Source organism: Nocardia aurantia (assembly GCF_009604425.1).
In the GTDB taxonomy this organism is placed as follows: domain Bacteria; phylum Actinomycetota; class Actinomycetes; order Mycobacteriales; family Mycobacteriaceae; genus Nocardia; species Nocardia aurantia.
The window spans coordinates 1-18,571 of record NZ_WEGI01000028.1 but is presented as its reverse complement, the minus strand read 5'-3'; the positions used below and the strand labels follow the sequence as shown (position 1 = coordinate 18,571).

The 18,571-nt window shown below is 68.7% G+C and carries 19 protein-coding genes and 1 rRNA gene; 9 read left to right on the top strand and 11 right to left on the bottom strand.

Annotated elements, in window-relative coordinates:
• From NRB56_RS37800 to NRB56_RS37765, 8 genes are all read right to left on the bottom strand, one after another.
• On the bottom strand, positions 1-421 hold a 421-nt coding region (locus tag NRB56_RS37800), incomplete at its 3' end, for an acetyl-coenzyme A synthetase N-terminal domain-containing protein (RefSeq protein ID WP_319944112.1).
• A 45-nt stretch (positions 422-466) separates the two neighbouring features.
• Positions 467-2,098, bottom strand: coding sequence for a solute symporter family protein (locus tag NRB56_RS37795; protein WP_153349180.1), 1,632 nt, complete (start codon positions 2,096-2,098; stop codon positions 467-469).
• Complete coding sequence (locus NRB56_RS37790; RefSeq protein ID WP_153349179.1) at positions 2,095-2,451, bottom strand: DUF485 domain-containing protein; 357 nt, start codon at positions 2,449-2,451, stop codon at positions 2,095-2,097. Before NRB56_RS37790 ends, NRB56_RS37795 begins: the two co-directional genes overlap by 4 nt.
• Before the next feature lie 151 nt (positions 2,452-2,602).
• Complete coding sequence (locus NRB56_RS37785; protein WP_319944111.1) at positions 2,603-4,357, bottom strand: sodium/solute symporter; 1,755 nt, start codon at positions 4,355-4,357, stop codon at positions 2,603-2,605.
• 6 nt (positions 4,358-4,363) lie between these two features.
• Positions 4,364-4,732: a hypothetical protein gene (locus NRB56_RS37780; RefSeq protein WP_153349178.1), complete on the bottom strand. Its 369-nt coding sequence runs from the start codon at positions 4,730-4,732 to the stop codon at positions 4,364-4,366.
• On the bottom strand, positions 4,729-5,490 hold the full coding sequence (locus NRB56_RS37775; protein WP_319944110.1) for a LytR/AlgR family response regulator transcription factor: 762 nt from the start codon (positions 5,488-5,490) through the stop codon (positions 4,729-4,731). Before NRB56_RS37775 ends, NRB56_RS37780 begins: the two co-directional genes overlap by 4 nt.
• Positions 5,491-5,562: 72 nt before the next feature.
• A complete protein-coding gene (locus tag NRB56_RS37770) occupies positions 5,563-6,762 on the bottom strand; it encodes a sensor histidine kinase (RefSeq protein WP_406603580.1) in 1,200 nt (399 codons plus the stop codon).
• A 109-nt stretch (positions 6,763-6,871) separates the two neighbouring features.
• Positions 6,872-7,255, bottom strand: a complete 384-nt coding sequence (locus tag NRB56_RS37765) for a hypothetical protein (RefSeq protein ID WP_153349177.1) — start codon at positions 7,253-7,255, stop codon at positions 6,872-6,874.
• Between the two features lie 372 nt (positions 7,256-7,627).
• Between NRB56_RS37765 and NRB56_RS37760 the strand changes: the two genes are divergently transcribed.
• Complete coding sequence (locus NRB56_RS37760) at positions 7,628-8,824, top strand: low temperature requirement protein A (RefSeq protein ID WP_319944109.1); 1,197 nt, start codon at positions 7,628-7,630, stop codon at positions 8,822-8,824.
• A gap of 118 nt (positions 8,825-8,942) precedes the next feature.
• Here the strand turns inward: NRB56_RS37760 and NRB56_RS37755 are convergent, their stop codons facing one another.
• Positions 8,943-9,662, bottom strand: coding sequence for a DsbA family oxidoreductase (locus NRB56_RS37755; RefSeq protein ID WP_153349176.1), 720 nt, complete (start codon positions 9,660-9,662; stop codon positions 8,943-8,945).
• A 173-nt stretch (positions 9,663-9,835) separates the two neighbouring features.
• Between NRB56_RS37755 and NRB56_RS37750 the strand changes: the two genes are divergently transcribed.
• From NRB56_RS37750 to NRB56_RS37735, 4 genes are all read left to right on the top strand, one after another.
• The gene (locus NRB56_RS37750; RefSeq protein WP_153349175.1) at positions 9,836-11,029 is read left to right on the top strand and encodes an NAD(P)/FAD-dependent oxidoreductase; all 1,194 of its coding nucleotides are present in this window, start codon (positions 9,836-9,838) and stop codon (positions 11,027-11,029) included.
• A 74-nt stretch (positions 11,030-11,103) separates the two neighbouring features.
• Complete coding sequence (locus NRB56_RS37745) at positions 11,104-11,994, top strand: RNA polymerase sigma-70 factor (RefSeq protein ID WP_319944108.1); 891 nt, start codon at positions 11,104-11,106, stop codon at positions 11,992-11,994.
• 101 nt (positions 11,995-12,095) lie between these two features.
• The gene (locus NRB56_RS37740; RefSeq protein WP_319944107.1) at positions 12,096-12,404 is read left to right on the top strand and encodes a DUF3761 domain-containing protein; all 309 of its coding nucleotides are present in this window, start codon (positions 12,096-12,098) and stop codon (positions 12,402-12,404) included.
• A 300-nt stretch (positions 12,405-12,704) separates the two neighbouring features.
• Positions 12,705-13,328 (top strand): DNA-3-methyladenine glycosylase, encoded by a 624-nt coding sequence (locus NRB56_RS37735; RefSeq protein ID WP_319944106.1) that lies wholly within the window; start codon positions 12,705-12,707, stop codon positions 13,326-13,328.
• 29 nt (positions 13,329-13,357) lie between these two features.
• Here NRB56_RS37735 and NRB56_RS37730 read toward each other — a convergent pair whose 3' ends face one another.
• Both NRB56_RS37730 and NRB56_RS37725 read right to left on the bottom strand, forming a co-directional pair.
• The gene (locus NRB56_RS37730) at positions 13,358-13,501 is read right to left on the bottom strand and encodes a hypothetical protein (protein WP_153349174.1); all 144 of its coding nucleotides are present in this window, start codon (positions 13,499-13,501) and stop codon (positions 13,358-13,360) included.
• An 8-nt stretch (positions 13,502-13,509) separates the two neighbouring features.
• Entirely contained in the window at positions 13,510-15,189 is a 1,680-nt protein-coding gene (locus tag NRB56_RS37725; protein WP_153349173.1) for a 2-isopropylmalate synthase, read from the bottom strand.
• Positions 15,190-15,405: 216 nt separating this feature from the next.
• Between NRB56_RS37725 and NRB56_RS37720 the strand changes: the two genes are divergently transcribed.
• The 4 genes from NRB56_RS37720 to NRB56_RS37705 form a co-directional block, all read left to right on the top strand.
• Positions 15,406-16,074: a FadR/GntR family transcriptional regulator gene (locus NRB56_RS37720; protein WP_319944105.1), complete on the top strand. Its 669-nt coding sequence runs from the start codon at positions 15,406-15,408 to the stop codon at positions 16,072-16,074.
• Positions 16,075-16,170: 96 nt separating this feature from the next.
• Positions 16,171-16,563 (top strand): DoxX family protein, encoded by a 393-nt coding sequence (locus NRB56_RS37715; protein ID WP_153349172.1) that lies wholly within the window; start codon positions 16,171-16,173, stop codon positions 16,561-16,563.
• A gap of 113 nt (positions 16,564-16,676) precedes the next feature.
• Positions 16,677-17,960 (top strand): tyrosine--tRNA ligase, encoded by a 1,284-nt coding sequence (tyrS, locus tag NRB56_RS37710; RefSeq protein WP_319944104.1) that lies wholly within the window; start codon positions 16,677-16,679, stop codon positions 17,958-17,960.
• Between the two features lie 506 nt (positions 17,961-18,466).
• Positions 18,467-18,571 (top strand): 16S ribosomal RNA (locus tag NRB56_RS37705); the annotation flags it as partial.

Genomic DNA, 18,571 nt, shown 5'->3' with positions numbered 1-18,571 from the left:
GGTCGCCGGCCACCAGGCCCAGCCCGGTGAAGTAGTTGGCGGCCTGCGACACCTCCACGAGCAACTGCGCGTAGGTGATGTCGCGGGAGTCGCCCGGCTCACCCTCCCAGCGGATCGCGACCTGTTCGCCGTGCCCGTCGAGCACATGCCGGTCGACGCAGTTGTAGGCGACGTTGAGTTTGCCGTCGGCGAACCAGCGCGCGACCGGGGCGTCGTCCCAGTCCAGGACCCGGGTGAACGGCTTATGCCAGTGCAGGCGCTCGGCCTGCTCGGCCCAGAACGCCTCCCGATCGGCAGCAGCACGGTCGTACAGCCCGGCATGGACATCCGCCGCGCCAGCGAACTCCGTTGCGGGTGACCAGCTTCCGGGCCGGCCCGCATCACCGTCGGCACTGTCACGACCGGCCGCTGCATTGCTCACCTTGATCTCCTGATTCGAGAGTTGTTGCTGACGTCGATGTTTCGATCAGTGCGCGAGGGCCGTCTCGGCGCCGACGCCGGTGAGGGATCGGACCTCCATCTCGGCGTCCTTACCGGTCCGGTCCGGCGAGCCGACCAGCGTGCCGATCACGGCGAGTACGAAAGCCAGTGGGATGGAAACGATTCCGGGATTGGACAGCGGGAACCAGTCGAAGTCGGCGCTGGGGATCATCGCGGTCTTGTTCCCGGACACCGCGGGCGAGAACACGATCAGCACGAGGGTCGACACCAGTCCGCCGTACATACTCCACAGCGCGCCGGTGGTGTTGAACCGCCGCCAGAACAGTGAGAAGAGGATGGTCGGCAGATTCGCCGCGGCGGCCACCGCGAACGCGAGGGCCACCAGGAACGCGATGTTCTGCCCGTTCGCGAGGATGCCGAGGCCGATGGCGAGCAGGCCGATCACGACCGCCGCGATCTGTGACACCCGAACCTGCCTGGTCTCGTCGACCACGCCGCGCTTGACGACTCCGGCATAGATGTCGTGGGCGAAAGAGGTTGCGGCGGTGATCGTGAGGCCGGCGACGACGGCGAGGATGGTCGCGAACGCGACCGCGGAGATCACACCCAGCAGGACGACGCCGCCGAGTTCGAACGCCAGCAGCGGCGCGGCGGAGTTCTGCCCGCCGGCGGCGGCGAGGATCCGGTCGGGTCCGACGATCGCGGCCGCACCGTAGCCGAGCACCAGCGTGAACAGGTAGAAGGCGCCGATCAGTCCGATCGCCCAGACCACCGAGCGGCGGGCCTCTTTCGCGGTCGGCACGGTGTAGAACCGCATCAGCACGTGCGGCAGGCCCGCGGTGCCCAGGACCAGCGCCAGACCGAGGGACACGAAGTTCAACTTCGAGGTGGCGTTGCCGCCGTACTGTGCGCCGGGGGCGAGCACGTCGCGCTTCGCCACCGCCTTGTTCGCGGAGCCGGACACCGATTCCTGGGCCGAATGCAGGATGTGCGAGACGTCGAAGCCGTACTTGCCGAGCACCATGACCGTCATCAGGGCCGCGCCGGCGATGAGCAGTACCGCTTTGATGATCTGCACCCAGGTGGTGCCCTTCATGCCGCCGACGAGCACGTACACGATCATGAGGACACCGACGACGGCGATGACGACGGATTGCCCTGCCCTGCTGGTGATCCCGAGCAGCAACGCCACCAGCCCGCCGGCCCCGGCCATCTGCGCGAGCAGATAGAACAGCGACACCGCCAGGGTGGTCAGCGCCGCGGCGGTGCGCACCGGGCCCTGGCGCAGCCGGAAGCTGAGCACGTCGGCCATGGTGAATTTGCCGGTGTTGCGCAGCGATTCGGCGACCAGCAGCAGTGCGACCAGCCAGGCGACCAGAAATCCGATGGAATAGAGGAATCCGTCGTACCCGTACACCGCGATTGCGCCCGCGATGCCGAGAAAGCTTGCGGCGGAAAGATAGTCGCCGGCGATGGCGATGCCGTTCTGCGGACCGGTGAAGCCGCGGCCACCGGTGAAATAGTCGGCCGCGGTGCGGGAATTGCGGCTGGCCCGGACGACCACGACCATGGTGATCGCGACGAAGGCACAGAAGATCGCGATGTTCGTGGCGGGGTTGCCCACGGTCGCGGCTGCGGCGAGATAGGTGTGGTTCATGCCGGTGTCCCTTCGAGGCGCTCGCGGATGACGGCCGCGCGGGGGTCGAGTTGCCGACCGGCGAAGCGGACGTACAGTCCGGTGATCACGAAGGTCGAGACGAATTGCGCCAGTCCGAGGAGCAATCCGATATTGATATCACCGAATGCCTTGGTGGCCATGAAGTCGTGGGCGTAGGCACCGAGCAGCACATAGCCGAGGTACCAGACCAGGAATATGGCGGTCATCGGAAACACGAACCGCCGCAACCGGGTTCGCAGTTCCTGGAATTGCGGGCTCGAGCGGACGGTCTCGAAATCCTCCGCATCCGGCGTCGGTTTCGGTGCCGCCGCGGCGGCGTCGATATCGGTCATCGTGGTCCTACCATGTGACGGGCATTACGGTGCGTGACGCTAGCGACCGCGCCCGTCGGGCGGTGAATGTGCCCAGGGTCACTCGACGAACGCGGGCGACTGTGCGCCGAGCGGTCGGTGGGACGCGACGAACGGTAGCGGCTGCGCCCACTTACCGTGGGCGCAGCGCCCGCTCGCGATCGGCGCCCATCCCGAGGCGTTCGGGTGCGTGCAGCCGCGCGAAGATCCGGGTGACCAGTTCCGGATCCTGCCCCCGGGTGCACTTGCTGACGATGATCATGGTGGCGAAGGCGAGCGGGGTACTGACGGCCGCCGGATAGCCGAGCACCGTGGCCGGCCACCCGCCGGCCAACTCGTCGGACACCCCGCCGAGTACCGAGATCGTGGTTGCGGTACCCGCGCTGACACCGCCGGCGATCAGCCCTGTCGCGGCCCCGGCGGCGGTGAGCCCACGCCACCACACACCCAGCAGCAGCAACGGGCACAGCGTGGCGGCCGCGACGGAGAAGGCCAGCGCGACCGTGCGGGACACGTCGAGAGTGGTCACCAGCATCGACAGGCCGAGCGGGATCGTGCCCGCCACCAGCGCGGCCGCCCGGAAATCGCGGATCCGCCCGCGCAGCACGTCGGTGCTGAGCACGCCGGCGAGGCTGACCAGCAACCCGGATGAGGTGGACAGGAACGCCGCCATCGCACCGGCCGCGACCAGCGCCGCGAGCAGCTGTCCCGGCAGCCCGGACAGGACGGATCCCGGCAGCAGGACCACCGCCGCGTCGGAGGTCCCGGTGATCAGCAACTGCGGCACGGACAGCCGCGCGAACACCCCGAGCAGGACGGGAAACAGATAGAAGACGCCGACCAGCCCGATCACGGCGAGTGCGGTGGTGCGGGCGGCGCGGCCGTCGGCGTTGGTGTAGAAGCGCACCAGCACGTGCGGCAGCCCCATGGTGCCGAGGAACGTCGCGATCATCAGCGAATACACCTGGTACAGCGGGTGTTTCCCGCCGAATCCGTGCCCCGGCGAAAGCCAGGTGCCGCCGTCGGCCGGGGCGCCGGCCACCACGGGCACGGCGTCGCCGGCCGCCAGTATCAGCCGCGTGCCGGATCCCAGCTCGTGCGGTCCGGCCGCCAGCACGGTCGGTCCGTCGACCGCGTGTCCGTCGAGCCTCCCGATGATCGAGACCCGTTGCGCCGCACCGACTCCCACCCGGACATCGGTGGTGATGTCGACGGTGGTCGGCCGGGTGACGACCGGTGGCGCCGCCGGGCTCGGCGGCCGGTCCGGGCCGAGGAAATGCCCGAGCAGCACCAGGGCCGGCAGCGCCACGGCAGTGAGTTTGAGCCAGTACTGGAAAGCCTGGACCAGAGTGGTCGACCGCATCCCACCGCTGGTCACATTGGCGATCACGATGACGCCCACTGCCACCGCGCCGACCCAGCCCGGCACGCCGAGCAGAATCCGCAGGGTCAGGCCCGCCCCCTGGAACTGCGGTATCAGGTACACCGCGCAGATGACCACGACGGTCGTCGCGGCCAGCCGGCGCAGCCGGACCGAGCCGAGGCGGAATTCCGCGAAATCGGGCACGGTGTAGGCGCCCGACCGCCGCAACGGCGCCGCCACGAACAACAACAGCGCGAGATATCCGGCCGTGAAACCCACCGGATACCACAGCGCGTCGGCGCCGAATTTCGCGATCAGCCCGGCGACGCCGAGAAACGATGCCGCCGAGAGATATTCGCCGGAAATCGCGGCCGCGTTCCAGCGCGGCCCGACACTGCGCGAAGCGACGAGGAAATCCGACGTGGTCCGGGCCAGCCGCACGCCGTGGACGCCGATCGCCACGGTCGCGACCGCCGCCAGCACCAGCGCGACGACGATCGGTACCGACGCTGTCCCGGTCCGCACGCCCACTCAGTCCTCGGCCAGGTCGAGGAAATCGTTCTCGTTGCGTTCCGCCGAGCGGACGAAGATCAGCCCGACACCGAACAACAGCGGATAGACGACGGCGCCGAGCAGCACCCACGGCAGCCGGATTCCGAACACGGCCGTCGACCCCAGCCCGCCGACGGCGAACAGCAGCGGCAACGATCCCAGCAGGAGCGCGGTGACCAGCCCCATGCGGACCGCCAGACCCACCTGGGCGCGGATCAGGCCGTCGACCAGGGCGGCGCCGATCTCGGTCTGCTCGGCCACCTCGACCCGGGTCCGCACCCGGCGCGCGCCACGACGTTCGGCCAGCACCACCCGCTGCCGGGCCGGACGCGGCTGCGGGCCGGTCATCGCCCGGCCCGCCGCGGTCGCACCAGCCGCTGCCTGAGCTCGCGGACCTGCCGTCTGCTGACCGGCAGTTCCACCGCGGCCGCGGCATCTCCCGTCCGCAGGCACACCACTGTCCCCGTCCCGACCGCACGCAATCCGGTCACAGCTCCCAGCGCCACCAGATACGAGCGGTGCACGCGCAGGAATCCCGCACCGCCCCACCGGGATTCCAACTCGGACAACGGAATTCGCACCAGGTGCGAACCGGTGTCGGTATGCAGGCGGGCGTAGTCGCCATCGGCCTCCACCCAGTGCACCGCCGCGCGCGGCACCAGCGTCGTCACTCCGCCGAGTTCGACCGCGATGACCTCGTCCGGATCCCTTCGCGGCCCGGCCGCGCTCGCGGGCACGGTGCCCCGCGCGGCCAGGATGCGTCGCACCGCCTCACCCAGCCGCTGGTCGCGCAACGGTTTGAGCAGATAGTCCACGGCTCCGAGGTCGAAGGCCGCCACCGCACGATCGTCGTGCGCGGTCACGAACACCACGGCCGGCGGATGCGCGAATTCCGACAGAATTCCCGCGAGTTCCATCCCGTCCAGGCCGGGCATGTTGATGTCGAGGAATACCGCGTCCACCGGATGCGCGCGCAGCAGGCGCAATGCGGTGGTCGCGTCGCAGGCGCTGTGCACCTCGCCGATCTCCGGCTGGCCACGCAACAGATACACCAACTCGTCCAGGGCCGGTTTCTCGTCGTCGACGGCCAGCACTCGCAGCGCCACGCCGGCTCCTTCGGTGGTTCGCCTCACAATCCACCCATGATAAGCACCAGCCCGAACAGCCCGTCCGCACGATCACGCCCGCACCCCCACCCGGAACTTCGGCACCCGCAGGCTGACCTTGGTGCCCGCGCCCGGCGCGGTCTCCACGACCAGGCCGTAGTCGTTCCCGAACGCGGCACGCAGCCGATCGTCGACGTTGGCGAGCCCGACGTGCGCGGATTCGTCGGACTTCCCCGGCCCGGTCCCGCCCGCGACGGCGTCGAGGGCACCGGACCGCAACAACTCGGGATCCATACCCACCCCGTCGTCCTCCACGCTGATCACACAGTCGGTGCCCGCGTCGTTCGCGACGATCGTCACGGTACCGCCCCCCGGCCTGCCCGCCAGCCCGTGCCGTACCGCGTTCTCGACCAGCGGCTGCAGCGCGAGAAACGGCAACACCACGCCCAGCACCTCCGGCGCGATCTGCAGCCGCACCTGCAACGCGTCCCCGAAACGAGCGCGCTCCAACGCCAGATACCGTTCGATGTTGCGTAATTCCTCGGCCAGAACCGTGAATTCACCGGCGGCCCGGAAGGAATATCGAGTGAAATCCGCGAATTCGAGAATCAACTCCCGCGCCCGATCGGGATCCGTCCGGACGAACGAGGCGACCGTGTTCAGCGCGTTGTAGATGAAATGCGGACTGATCTGCGCCCGCAACGCCCGCACCTCGGCGCGGTCCAGCCGCGCCCGCGAAGCGTCCAGTTCGGCCAGCTCGAGCTGACCACAGACATACCGGGCGACATCCGCCAGAGCGCCGAGCCGCCCCGGCCCCGGCGGCCCGGTGAGCACCACCCCCAGCGCCCCCGCGACGCTCGAGTCGTCGACAACCAGTGGCTGAACGATCACGGTCCGTACCGCCGCATCCTGACTCCCCTCGCCACGCGCCAGGACCGCGCGACCGCCGTCCACCGCGCGCTTCGCGGCGTCGGTGAGCGCGGCCACGAGATCGCCGTGCCCGCCCTCCCACGCCAGCAGGACACCGTCGGCATCCGTCACACCCAGCGCCGCGGCCCCGGTCAGGTTCCGCAGATGCGGTGCGGCGGCCCCCGCGGACGCCACCGTGAGCCCCCGTCGTAACGGGACCGCGGCCAGCGAAGCGGTGTGCAACGCCGAATGAACCGCCCGCTCCGCCGGCGTCGTCACAACCCGCTGCGTACGCAGCCACAACATCAGAACAACGACGGCCAGGACCGCCGCGCCGGCGACCGCCGCCACCGTGCTCACCACAGTGACCACCGGCGCCACGGCAGCGATATCTCCATCGCCCGATTATCGTGCCCGTTCCGGCGACGGCTCCATCGCGCCACCTTCGGCGGTCGAAGCCCGCCGAATCGTCCTAGGTGATCGTCACCTGGATGTCGCCCGGACCCAGGTTCCTGATCCGGAAACTGTCCTCGACCGGCGCGCCGCCGAGGTCGAAGGTGCGGGTTCCGACCCAGGCGCCCGGTGCGCCGAACTGCGGTGGATGACTCCAGGTGACGGTGTTGTACCAACGCATGACCATCACCGTCCGGCCGGTGATCTCCCGCGTCCGGAGGTCCCGGGGATTCTCGCTCGGCACCGACTCGCCGAATTGCACCTCGACAGTGAAATTCGGGGTCGGATTGCCGTCGGCCGTCGGTTGGACGACCACGACCGCGGTGTGTGCGGGACCTCCTCCCGCCGGCGGGGGAGGTACGTGATCGGTGAAATTCTGGTTGGGTGACAAAGTGAACGGCACGACGAATTCCTTCCGATGCGCAAGCGCAATTACCGTGCGGCGCAGTCTGTTTCGGTCACGCCGCACCATCGATTAGAGCAGAACGCACCGTCGCGCCGTTTCGATTCCGAGGTCACGAATTGGTGTTCATGCGGTACGGCAGGAAAATTCAGCCCATATCCGGCCGAATACCGCCCCCCAAGCCGAAACCGACCAGTGTCGAACCGGAATATATCGCAGGAAAATGAATTCCGCCCGTACGATTTCGAATCGATGACCCGACTCCTCGCTGGGCCGGCGGATGACCGCCGCGCCGATACGGCGAGGGCGATCGCCGGGAGGGAGCGGGATTCTCCCGATGCGCACGGTGCCCTGGTCGTCTACTGTCACCGCGTGAGCAACGATGTATCCGCCCAGGCAGATGCGGCCGAGGGCGGGCAGCTCCGCGCCTCCACCCTGGAGCTGTTCTTCGACCTGGTGTTCGTCTTCACCATCACCCAGTTGACCCACGCCTTCAGCGAACATCCCGGCTGGCTCGAATTGGGCCGGGTGGCACTGATGTTCGGTCCCATTTGGTGGATGTATTCGGGCTATGTCTTCCTCACCAACGAAGTGGCCCCGAGCAGTACGGTGCGGCGAAGCTGGCTGTTGGTGGGGATGCTGGGATTCTTCATCGTCGCGCTCGCGGTGCCCGAGGCGTTCACCGGTTCGGGGCTGGCCTTCGGCATCGGGTATTTCGTGGTGAACACCGTGCACACCGGCCTGTTCTACTCGAACGGTGGCCGCTCGGCGAGCTCGGCGATTCTGCGGATCGCCCCGTTGAATCTGCTGTCGGCCGGGCTGGTACTCGCCGGTGGGCTGGTGCACGGATGGCCCCGTTATCTGATCTGGGGTGCGGCCCTGGTGGTGCAGATCGTCACCCCGTATCTCGTCGACACCGGTGGATTCGTCATCCGGGCAAGTCATTTCGCCGAACGCCACGGGCTGGTGATCATCGTCGCTCTGGGCGAATCGGTGGTGGCCGTCGGCGCTGCCCTGACGGGTGCGGAGATCGGTGTCGGTCTGGTGACGACCGTCGCACTGGGGCTCGGGTTGGCCTACGTATTGTGGTGGGCCTATTTCGGTTTCGACGACGAGCGCGGGGAACTGGCGCTCGAGGCACTGCCCCGGACGGCGCGGGTGCGTCCGGCGGTCCTGGCCTACGGTTACGCCATGTACCCGCTGCTGATCGGAATCGTCGTGACAGCGGCGGGAATTCGGCTGACCGTGGCGCACGGGCACGGCCCGTCGAATTGGCCTGCGGCATGGTCGTTGTCGGGCGGAATCGCTTTATTCTTCCTGGGGCAGGCATTGTTCCGGATGGCACTCGGGCTACCGCGCGCCTGGACCCGCTTGGCCGCCGTGCCGGTCGTGCTGGCGATCGCGCCGATCGGTATCGCCTGGGCCGGATGGGCGCAACTGGCCGTCTTGCTGGTGGCCGCCTTCTCTGCCGTCGTGGCAGACGACTACATCGGCCTGCGCAGCGGCGAGAGCAGCATCTACGCCAGCCCCGCGACCACCCTGTTGCGAGTGGTCCGCCGAGACGGCTGAGCGGTGTGGCCGGGCGCGCCCTCCGCCCGGTCCGCTCGAACGGTCGTCCACGCCCGGCGGTCATGCCCCGCTGATCGAGCGGAGCCGCGATCAGGCCGGATGGTTCGCACCCGGTGATTCAGCCCTGATCCGGCAGCGCGCACCCGTCGGGCCCGCAGGCGTCCGCGTCACCGACGACCTCCAGCGCCGGAGCGTGGTCGGACCACGCTCGCTCCAGCACCTGCCCGAACACCTCCGCCGGCTGCGCACCCGAAACGCCGTATTTGCGGTCGAAGACGAAGAACGGAACCCCGGTGGCGCCGAGGCGCGCGGCCTCGCGCTCGTCGTCGCGGACCGCGTCCGCGTAGGCGTCCGGATCGGCGAGCACCGCGCGGACCTCCGCCTCGTCGAATCCGGCCTCCACCGCCAGCTTCACCAAACGGTCCGAGTCACCGAACAGCGGCTGCGCCTCGGCGAAGTTGCCGCGGTAGAGCGCGTCCAGCATCTGTTCCTGCGTGCCGTGGGCCAGCGCGTACTGCAACAGCCGGTGCATGTCGAAGCTGTTGCCGAAATCGCGGCCGTCGGTCCGATAGGGGAGACCCATCGCCTCGGCCTGCGCGCCCAAGCCGCGTTCGTTCGCCTCGGCCTGCGCCTCGCTGATGCCGTACTTGTGCGCGATGTGCGGGACCACCGCCTCGCTGTGCCCGGTGGGCAGGGTCGGATCCAGTTCGAAGGACCGATGCACGACCCGCACGGCGTCCCGATGCGGAAAATCGTGCAGCGCCTCCTCGAACCGGCGTTTGCCCAGGTAGCAGAACGGGCAGTTGATGTCGGTCCAGATCTCGACCTGCACGGTCATGGAATCCTCGCTGGTTCGGGGGCGGTCTGCTCTGGACGAGTCAACCCGCGAGGCCGGTCTTCCTGTTCCGAGCCCCCTCGTGATGGTGGTGTGCATCACATGTTCGGGTGTCACGACCGGCCCGGCTGCCTTGTCCCATGGCCGACATCGAATTCACACCCCTGGGAGCAACGATGAACGCCACCCCGACCCACGAGATCGTCGTCCTCGGCGCCGGCTACACCGGCATGCTGGCCGCCGTCCGCCTGGCCCACCGCACCCGCCGGATGCCGGTCCACATCACCCTGGTCAACCCGTCCGAGCGGTTCACCGAGCGGCTGCGCAGCCACCAGATCGCCACCGGGCAGGAACTCGCCGATCTGCGCATCCCCGACGCGCTCGCCGGCACCGGCATCGAGTTCCGGCGCGGCTGGGTGACCGCGATCGACACCGCCACCCGCCGCGTCACCCTCGACGACACCACCGACCTGCCCTACGACACGCTCGTCTACGCGCTGGGCAGCAGCACCGACACCACCCGGGTCCCCGGCGCCGCCGAACACGCGTGGACCCTGAACACCCCGCAGTTCGCACACGGTTTCGCCGAACGTCTCGCCGCCCTGGCCGAGACCGGCGGCACGGTCACCGTCGTCGGCGCCGGACTGACCGGAATCGAGGCCGCCACCGAGATCGCCGACAGCCATCCCGGCGTCGAGGTCACCATGATCAGCAGTGGCGAACCCGGCGCGATGATGGGTCCGAAGGCCCGCGCGCACCTGGTCCGCGCCCTGGATCGCTTCGGCATCCATCGCCTGGTCGGCGTGCAGGTCACGAAGGTGCTGCCCGATTCGGTCGAACTCGACACCGGCGAGGTCCTGCCTTCCGACCTCGTTCTCTGGACCGCCGGTGTACGCGCCCCCGCACTGGCCGCCGCGGCCGGGATCACCACCGACACCCGTGGCGCGATCGTCACCGATCCCACGCTGCGCTCGGTCTCGCATCCGGAGGTCTACGCCGTCGGTGACGCCGCCTCGGTCCGGCAGCCGTGGGGGTATATCCACGGCACCTGCCAGAGCGGGATGCCGATCGGCGCGTACGTGGCCGACACGATCGCACGGCGGCTGCGCGGCAAGGACGTGAAGCCGTTCCGCTTCGGCTACATTCACCAGCCGGTGAGCCTGGGCCGCAAGGACGGCGTCATCCAGTTCACCCGGGGCGACGACACGCCCGGTCCCTGGTACCTGACCGGTCGCGCGGCGGTGCTCTACAAGGAGTTCGTGAGCTCGAGCCCGTGGCCCACGTTCCGGCTGAGCCGGCGGATCGCCGTCCCGGCGAAGTTCTCCACCGGCGCCCGCGCCGCGGCACGAGCCACCGAGGTTGCGGCGTGAACTCCTCGGCGCGACCGGATTCCGGTCGCGCCGAACGCCGTTCGGATCCGTACGCCCTGGGAGACGATGACACCGTGCAGGACGACACTCACGACGATGCCGACGCATTCCTCGAACACCGGCGCCTGCTGTTCGGCACCGCGTACCGGATGCTGGGCACGGTCACCGACGCCGAGGACATCCTGCAGGACACCTGGCTGAAATGGCATGAGGTGGACCATGATTCGGTCCAGCATCCGAAATCCTACCTGGTGCGCACGGTGACGAACCTGTCGCTGAACCGCCTCACCTCCGCCCGGGCCGTCCGGGAGAACTACGTCGGCCCGTGGCTGCCCGAGCCGCTGCTGACCGTCCCGAACGCAGCCGAGGAGTCCGAGATGGCCGACACCGTGTCGACCGCGATGCTGGTCCTGCTGGAGACGCTGACCCCGGTCGAGCGCGCGGTGTTCGTGTTGCGTGAGGTATTCGGCTTCTCGCACAACGAGATCGCCGGTTTCCTCGACCGCCCGGAGGCGACGATCCGCCAGATCTCGCACCGAGCCCGCAGCCACGTGCAGTCCCGTCGTCCCCGCTTCGACTCGGATTCGGCCGAGCGCGAGGAGATCACCCGGAAATTTCTCGCCGCGGCCCACGGCGGGGACGTGAACGCCCTGATGGAACTGCTCGCCCCCGACGTCACCCTCTGGAACGACGGTGGCGGCAAGGTCACCGCGGCCCGCCGCCCGCTGTTCGGCCCCGACCATGTCGCCCGCTGGCTCCTGGGCGTGATGGCCAAGCCCAGCTCGGCCGGCGCGCACCTCGAGGCCGCGGTGATCAACGACGAACTCGGTCTGCTGGTGGTGCTCGGCGACTACCGTGGTGGCGCGATCACCTACGAGATCGTGGACGGTCGCGTGCAACGCATCTGGTTCCAGGTGAATCCGGAAAAACTGACCGGTCTGCAGCGCTCCGAGTCCGAACAGTGACCCGATAAGCACCTCGCGGCAACACCCGGGCGAATAGAGTTGCGGCCGTCCGGGCCCGAGCGTACGGACCGGAAATTGGTACAGCCGTAGGAGTTTCATCAGTGAAGAACGAAATGCGTTGCGCCGATGTCCGTTTGTGGCGCATCGTGCTGATCGCCGGAATCTTCGTGACCGGTGCCACCCTGGTCACCCCGGCGGCGGAGGCCGCGCCGGCCTTCATCTCCTGTCCCACGGGCGATTACGAGAACGTCGACCACGCCTGTGTGCACCGCCCCGAGCAATCGCAGACCCAGCCGGACGGCGCGACGGTCCAGTGCCGGGACGGCGAATACGGTTTCGCACAGCACCGCCGCGGCGCCTGCTCCGGTCACGGCGGCGTTGACCACTGGCTGGCGAGCGTTCCGAGCTGAGGCGCGATCTCGGCCCGGCGGACCGCTGCCGGGCCGAAAACCTTTGTCGTGGCGAGGATTACCGGGGGTGGACTCGACGGCGCGCGGCGCCGAGCCGCGCACCTCGATCCGGCGGGCGACCGGCTTCGGTGTCGTGACCTCGCGCACCCGGATCCGCAGGACGCCGTCGGCCGGTAGCCGGGCACTCGGCCTCTGGGACCGCCGGCGCGCGGGGTTACCGTCGTGTTCCCGCGCAGGTCGGACCGGTACATACCCCCGGCGCTCGAGTGAATCCGCGGCGATGGGCGAGAATGGTCCGCTGTGTCGGCTGAAGAACTCGCCGTCGACCCCGTGACGGCGGCGCGGCGCCTGCTGGGCGCGATCCTGCATTCCGGTCCGGTGGCGGTACGCATCGTGGAGGTGGAAGCGTACGGCGGCGACCCGGCCGGTCCGTGGCCCGATCCGGCCTCGCACTCCGGGCGCGGCCGCACCCGTCGCAACACGGTCATGTTCGGCCCGCCGGGCTTCCTCTACGTGTACTTCAGCTACGGCATGCACACCTGCATCAATGTCACGACCGGCCCCGACGGTACCGCCAGCGCCGCCCTGCTCCGCTCCGGCGAGGTGATCGCGGGCCACGCCACCGCCCGCACCCGCCGCCGCACCGCTCGTACCGACAACGACCTGGCCCGCGGCCCCGGCAATCTCGGCAGCGCCCTCGGAATCACGTTGACCGACTACGGAACTGCACTCCTCGACCCGGCCTCCGCGATCCGCCTGGAGTTGCCCTCCACCCCGCCCGCCCCGACCGAGATCGCCGCTGGCCCCCGCGTCGGCGTCAGCCTCGCCGCCGACCGCCCCTGGCGGTTCTGGCTTCCCGCCTCACCCGCCGTCTCCGCCTACCGCCGCAGCCCCCGAGCCCCCGCTGTCGGCCACTCCGCCTGAGTGCCGATCCGGGCGAATCGGATCGGTGCTCAAGCGGCATCCCGTGTGCGCACAGCGCCGAGAGCCGTGCGCAGCACAGCCGGGGCGCTCGCCACGGCGGCATCCGTGGTGGCCTGCATCGCCGAGGGCCGGTCGATGGCGCGCACCCGCCGCGAACGGATGGTGCGCGCCATCACGCTTATCAGTGCACCCGCACCGGCCGGCGTTCCGGCAGAACCGCTTCGGCGGCCCCGATGACGGCGTGCAGAGCCGCCTCGACCGTGGTCTCGCCGAAACCGATAGCCCAGCGTGTCTTTCCGGCGCCGCGATATTCCAGGTAGGCGACCGCGGTACCGTCCGGCCGGGTCTGATGGGTCACCGTGAGCACCTCGATGTCCGCGCCGGCCGAGGCCAGTGCGGCCGCCAGCGATTCCGTGGGTGCGGTGAGCGGGACGCGGAATTCGCGCGTCCGATCGTCGACGGTGACGGTGAGTTCCACCTCTTCGGCGCGAATCACGCAGTCCGACAGCAGGATTCGATCCGGGTCGGGCAAGTAGGTCGCGGTCAGCAGCTCCAGGAGGGTCTCCGCGGAGATCTCCGCGCCGCTGTCGTCGGTGTGCCGCTGCACATGGTGCGCGAAGTCGATCTGCAACCGGCGCGGCAGTTCCAAGCCGTACTCCGTGTGCAGCAGATACGCGATCCCGCCCTTGCCGGATTGCGAGTTCACCCGGATCACCGCGTCGTAGGAGCGGCCGACATCGGCGGGATCGATCGGCAGATACGGTACCTGCCAAGCGATTTCGCGCTCGGAACGGCCCATCCGGGCGGCGCGCTCGCGATGCTCGGCGAAACCCTTCTTGATCGCGTCCTGATGGGTGCCGGAGAACGCGGTGTACACCAGATCGCCCACGTACGGGTGCCGCTCGGGCACCGGCATCCGGGTGCAGTACTCCACGGTACGGCGGATCGCGTCGATGTCGGAGAAGTCGATCATCGGATCCACCCCCTGCGCATGGAGATTCAGCGCCAGCGTGGCGATGTCCACGTTGCCGGTGCGCTCGCCGTTGCCGAAGATACAGCCCTCCACCCGCTGCGCCCCGGCCAGGACCGCCAGTTCCGCGCAGGCGATTCCGGTGCCGCGATCGTTGTGCGGGTGCACCGACAGGATCACGCTGTCGCGGCGCGCCAGGTTGCGGTGCATGTACTCGATCTGGTCCGCGTACACGTTCGGCGTCGCGACCTCCACGGTCGCGGGCAGATTCAGGATCACCGGCCGCTGCGGGGCGGCATCCCAGAGCGTGGTCATCGAATCACACACTTCCAGGACGTAATCCGGTTCGGTGAGCATGAAAACCTCGGGGGAGAACTCGAATCGGATGTTCTCCCGATCCCCGGCCAACTCCAGGATGTCGCGCCCGCCGGCGCGGATCAGCTCGGCGACCTCGGCCCGGGAGCGGCCCAGCACCACATCCCGCCACACCGGTGCGGTGGCCGTATACATGTGGATCACCACGTCGTTCGTGAGACCGGCCACCGATTCGACCGTGCGCTCGATGAGATCCCTGCGCGCGGGCGTGAATACGACGATCGTCACGTCCTCGGGTGCCAGGCCGGCGGTGCCGATCAGGCGGACGAAGTCGAAGTCGGTCTGCGAGGCGCTGGGGTAGCCGACCTCGATCTCCTTGTAGCCCATGGCGACCATGAGTTCGAAGAACCGGCGCTTGCGCTCCGGATCCATCGGTTCGGCGAGGGCCTGGTTACCGTCGCGCAGGTCGACCGGAACCCACAGCGGCGCCGCGGTGATCCGGCTCGACGGCCATTGCCGCTCGGTGAGTGGCACCGAAACCTTCTGATGGACATCGGAATACCGATGCGAGGGCATGACGGAAGAACGCTGGCGATTCCAGTGGGAAGTCATGATTGTCGGCGAGTGCTTTCGCGTCGAAGGGGTCGACCGGCACAGCACAACGGCCCGCGAGCGGGGTGCCGGTCGTGTCAGACCCCGCCGCGGCGGAGAAGGAGAAGCAGCACACCCTGAGCCATGTGGCCTACACTAGACGCCGAAAACTCCTCAGACAAGTAGAGAGGTTGGGTCACCGTGCCGCATGTCCGGAGGCATCCACTGGCCGCGCAGGCCGCCGAAGTTCTGCTCGGGCGGATCCGCGCCGGGGAGTGGCCGCTCGGACACCGGCTGCCGGGGGAGACCACCCTCGCCGCCCAACTCGGCGTGGGCCGTTCGACCCTGCGGGAAGCGATCCGCGAGCTCGCCGGGCAGGGGGTGCTGGAGAGCCGGCAGGGTGCCGGCGTGTTCGTGACCGCGCTGGACGTGGTGGAGGACTGGGAGTCGGTGCTGCGCCGCGCCGACATCGTCACGGTGATCGAGGCGCGCCTGGCGATCGAGGCGGAGGCCGCGGCGCTCGCCGCCACCCGGCGCACCCCCGCGGATCTGCGGGCCATGCGCCGCGCGCTCACCGAACGGGCGGCGGCAAGCGATCCGGTCGAGGATCTGGTCGACGCCGACACCGCCTTCCATCGCACGGTCATCGTCGCCGCCCACAACGGTGTGCTGCTGCAGATGTTCGACGCGTTCGTGCCGAGGCTGCACCACGCCATGCTCGACATGCTGCGCATCCGGCCGCTGGCCGACCCGGAGGCCGACCACGACGCGCACGAGCGACTGTTCGAGGCGATCCGGGCCCGTGCCGCCGACGCCGCGGCCACCGCCAGCCGGGTCCATCTGACGGCGCTGAAGGCCGCCTTCGCCTGAATTCGGCCGGGTGCGATGAATTTCCGCGGCTGCCCCCGTCTATATCGGTGAGCGCGTTCGACAGCCGAACTGCCAAGCACCGGAAGGAAATTCGCCATGACCACCACCGCCGCCACCCAGGTCTCCGCGCAGCCCGGCAAGATTCGCAACCGAGTCCTGTGGACCCTGCAGATCCTGCTGGGCCTGTTCTTCATCGTCGCCTCCGGCCTGCCGAAGCTGATCGGCCAGGCCGACGCGGTGCGCTCCTTCCAGGACATCGGCTGGGGCGAGTGGTACCGCTACTTCGTCGGCGTGGTCGAGGTCTCCGGCGGCATCGGCCTGCTGGTGCCGCGGCTGAGCGGCTACGCGGCCGCCGGCCTGTCGATCGTCACCGTGCTCGCGGCCGCCACCCAGGCGTTCCAGCTGCACAATCCGGGGCTGTCGGTGTTCCCCCTGGTCCTGGCAGTGGTCTTCGCCTGGATCGCCCGCGAGCGGCTGACCGCTCGCTGAAAATCGCTCGACCCGCCCGCACCGCCTCCGGTACTTCTTCCGGAGGCGGTGCGGTCTCGTGTGCGGCGACCTGGGCAGAGCCGGTTCGGCGACGTGCGGAAAGATAGGACGACGTGAGCGTCGACATCATCGATGAACTGACCTGGCGTGGGCTGATCGCACAGTCCACCGATCCGGACGCCCTGCGGGCGGAGACGGCGAAGGGACCGATCACCCTCTATGCCGGTTTCGACCCGACCGCGGCGAGCTTGCACGCCGGGCACCTGGTGCCGCTGCTCGCGCTGAAGCGTTTCCAGGCCGCCGGCCACCGGCCGATCGTGCTCGCCGGCGGCGCGACCGGCCTCATCGGCGATCCGCGGGATGTCGGTGAGCGGGTCATGAACTCCACCGACACCGTCGCCGAATGGGCGGGCCGTATCCGCGGGCAGCTGGAACGCTTCGTCGACCTGGGCGACGGGCCGAACGCCGCGATCATCGTGAACAACATGGACTGGACCGGCTCGCTGAGCACCGTCGACTTCCTGCGCGACATCGGCAAGCACTTCTCGGTGAACGTCATGCTGGCCCGCGACACCGTCAAACGGCGGCTCGAGGGCGACGGCATCTCCTACACCGAGTTCAGCTACATGCTGCTGCAGGCGAACGACTTCCTGCAGCTGCGCCGCAACCACGGCTGCCGGCTGCAGGTCGGCGGGTCGGATCAATGGGGCAACATCATCGCCGGTGTCGAGCTGAACCGCCGGGTCGACGGCGAGCACGTGCACGCGCTGACGGTGCCGCTGGTCACCTCGGCGGACGGCAAGAAGTTCGGCAAGTCGACCGGCGGCGGCAGCCTGTGGCTCGATCCCGAGATGACCAGCCCGTACGCCTGGTACCAGTACTTCGTGAACACCGGCGACGCCGACGTGGTCCGGTACCTGCGCTGGTTCACCTTCCTGGACCGGGAGGAACTGGCCGAACTCGAGCAGGCGACCGCCGAACGGCCGCACGCTCGCGAGGCGCAGCGCCGGCTCGCCGCCGAGATGACCACCCTCGTGCACGGTGAGGCGAACACCCGCGCGGTGCAACTGGCCAGTCAGGCCCTGTTCGGCCGTGGTGATCTGCAGGAACTCGACGAATCGACCCTGTCGGCCGCGCTCTCCGAGGCCGCCACCGACGGTGCGGTCCCGGCGGCCACCTCGGACGCCACGATCGTCGATCTGCTGGTCGCGTCCGGCCTGTCGGACAGCCGCGGCGCGGCGCGTCGTGCCGTGAACGAAGGCGGCGCGTCGGTGAACAACACCCGGATCTCCGATCCCGACTGGATCCCCGGCGAGGCGGACTACCTGCACGGACGCTGGCTGGTCCTGCGCCGCGGCAAGAAGAATTTCGCCGGGATGCTCCGCGCCGGGCGATGACTCGGGACATGACCTGGGTCACAATCGCGTGGCCCGGGTCGTGTGATCGTCCGATCGCGCCGTCGTGACCAGCGCAAACACTCGCTGTCTTGGGGATTTGACGCCGCGTTTTCCGACACGTAACTTAGTCCAAGTCAGAGCGACACGGACGCCGACCCAAGCCGAGAGGCTCAGGGAAACGAGGCCGGACGATGGGCGCCTGATCACCATGCAAGGTCCACTGGGCCCGGAGCTTGACTCCCTGGGTTGATGTGGTTAGGCTGGAAAAGTTGCCTCTTCAGAAGGTCGGTAAGTCCGGCTGGATGGTGAGTGCGCCTGTTCTTTGAGAACTCAATAGTGTGTCGATGAATGTCAGTGCCAAATTTTTTGGCCCCGATTCTCATACCCCCGTGTGAGGGTCGGGCATTTAGCCAGTTTTTATGGCTGGCGTTGTTTTTGTCGGGTTTTCGGACTCTGGCCTTTGAAAGTTTTTTTGATTCGCCCTTTTGGGGGTGTTTCGAGAGTCTTCAACGGAGAGTTTGATCCTGGCTCAGGACGAACGCTGGCGGCGTGCTTAACACATGCAAGTCGAGCGGTAAGGCCTTCGGGTACACGAGCGGCGAACGGGTGAG

Bases quoted from the DNA above. Each gene is read 5' to 3' on its own strand.
- NRB56_RS37795 (WP_153349180.1), bottom strand. From the start codon at position 2,098: ATGAACCACACCTATCTCGCCGCAGCCGCGACCGTGGGCAACCCCGCC.
- NRB56_RS37790 (WP_153349179.1), bottom strand. From the start codon at position 2,451: ATGACCGATATCGACGCCGCCGCGGCGGCACCGAAACCGACGCCGGAT.
- NRB56_RS37780 (WP_153349178.1), bottom strand. From the start codon at position 4,732: ATGACCGGCCCGCAGCCGCGTCCGGCCCGGCAGCGGGTGGTGCTGGCC.
- NRB56_RS37755 (WP_153349176.1), bottom strand. From the start codon at position 9,662: ATGACCGTGCAGGTCGAGATCTGGACCGACATCAACTGCCCGTTCTGC.
- NRB56_RS37750 (WP_153349175.1), top strand. From the start codon at position 9,836: ATGAACGCCACCCCGACCCACGAGATCGTCGTCCTCGGCGCCGGCTAC.
- NRB56_RS37730 (WP_153349174.1), bottom strand. From the start codon at position 13,501: ATGGCGCGCACCATCCGTTCGCGGCGGGTGCGCGCCATCGACCGGCCC.
- NRB56_RS37725 (WP_153349173.1), bottom strand. From the start codon at position 15,189: ATGCCCTCGCATCGGTATTCCGATGTCCATCAGAAGGTTTCGGTGCCA.
- NRB56_RS37715 (WP_153349172.1), top strand. From the start codon at position 16,171: ATGACCACCACCGCCGCCACCCAGGTCTCCGCGCAGCCCGGCAAGATT.